The sequence below is a fragment of the Streptomyces pathocidini genome (genome assembly GCF_001418495.1).
GTDB classification, from domain to species: domain Bacteria; phylum Actinomycetota; class Actinomycetes; order Streptomycetales; family Streptomycetaceae; genus Streptomyces; species Streptomyces pathocidini.
Map to the genome: position 1 here is coordinate 1 of NZ_LIQY01000526.1, position 1205 is coordinate 1205.

Genomic DNA, 1205 nt, shown 5'->3' on the forward strand with positions numbered 1-1205 from the left:
CGCAGTCGGGTCGATGGGGCTCGGCCTGGCGGACAGCGAGCCGCTGGTCATCGCGGCCGCAGGGCTGCTGGGCGCCGGTATCGCGGTGATCCAGCCCACGCTGGCCACGATGATCGTGTGGTGCTCGACCACGGCCACGCGGTCGCGCGCGTTCGCCATGCAGTTCTTCCTGAACAACCTGGGTCTCGGCGTCGGCGGGCTGCTCGGCGGGCTCATCGTGGACACGGACCAGCCGTCGAGCTTCGTGACGCTGTTCTCGATCGAGGCCGTCATGTTCCTGGTGCTGGGCGCGGCCGTGGCGACCGTACGGCTGCCGCGGGTGCCTCGGGTGGACGACGCGGTGCCGACGGACGACCGGGCGAACGGCGGTCTGCGGGCGCTGCTCGGGGACCGGGCGATGGTGCAGCTGTGCGCGCTCGGCTTCGTGATGTTCTTCGCCTGCTACGGGCAGTTCGAGTCCGGGCTCTCGGCGTTCGCCGTCGAGGTCACGCGGATCTCGCCCGCCACGCTGGGTGTGGCGCTGGCCGCCAACACCGCGGTGATCGTGCTGGCGCAGTTCGTGGTCCTGAAGTTGGTGGAGCGGCGGCGGCGCAGCCGGGTCATCGCGGCGGTCGGTCTGATCTGGACGGTGGCGTGGGTCGCGGCCGGGGCCTCCGGCCTCGTCCACGGAAGCCAGGCGATCGCCACGGCGGCGATCATCTCGACGTACGCGCTCTTCGGCCTCGGCGAGGCGATGCTGTCGCCGACGGTGGCTCCGCTGGTGGCCGACCTGGCGCCGTCCTCGCGGGTGGGGCAGTACAACTCGGCCTTCGCGCTGGTGAAGCAGCTCGCGCTGGCCGTCGGGCCCGCGGTGGGCGGTCTGATGGCTGGAGCGGGGATGTACGTGGCGTACATCGCGATGCTGATCGGGTGCTCGCTGGGGATCACGGTCCTGGCCCTGAGGATGGGCCGTCGTCTGACGCCCGCCCAGGACAGCCCCTTCAGGGCCCCGGCCCCGGTCCCCACGCCGCGTGCGGAGCGGGAGCCGGTGACCGCATCGGTCTGATCCGGGGAACTCCGGCTAACCCTTGGGGAGGGCGAATTCGCACCAGACCGCCTTCCCGCCCCCTGGGGTGCGGCGGGAGCCCCAGGACGAGGCGATGGTCGCGACGATGGAGATACCGCGGCCGGACTCGTCGGCCGGCTCCGCCCTGCGGCGGCGCGGC

General features: G+C 72.5%; 2 protein-coding genes. One reads left to right on the forward strand and one right to left on the reverse strand.

What is annotated here, in order from left to right:
- On the forward strand, positions 1-1045 hold a 1045-nt coding region (locus AOK16_RS21875), incomplete at its 5' end, for an MFS transporter (RefSeq protein WP_055473892.1).
- 15 nt (positions 1046-1060) lie between these two features.
- Here AOK16_RS21875 and AOK16_RS29400 read toward each other — a convergent pair.
- The coding region (locus AOK16_RS29400; protein ID WP_478072543.1) for an ATP-binding protein at positions 1061-1205 on the reverse strand (145 nt) is incomplete at its 5' end.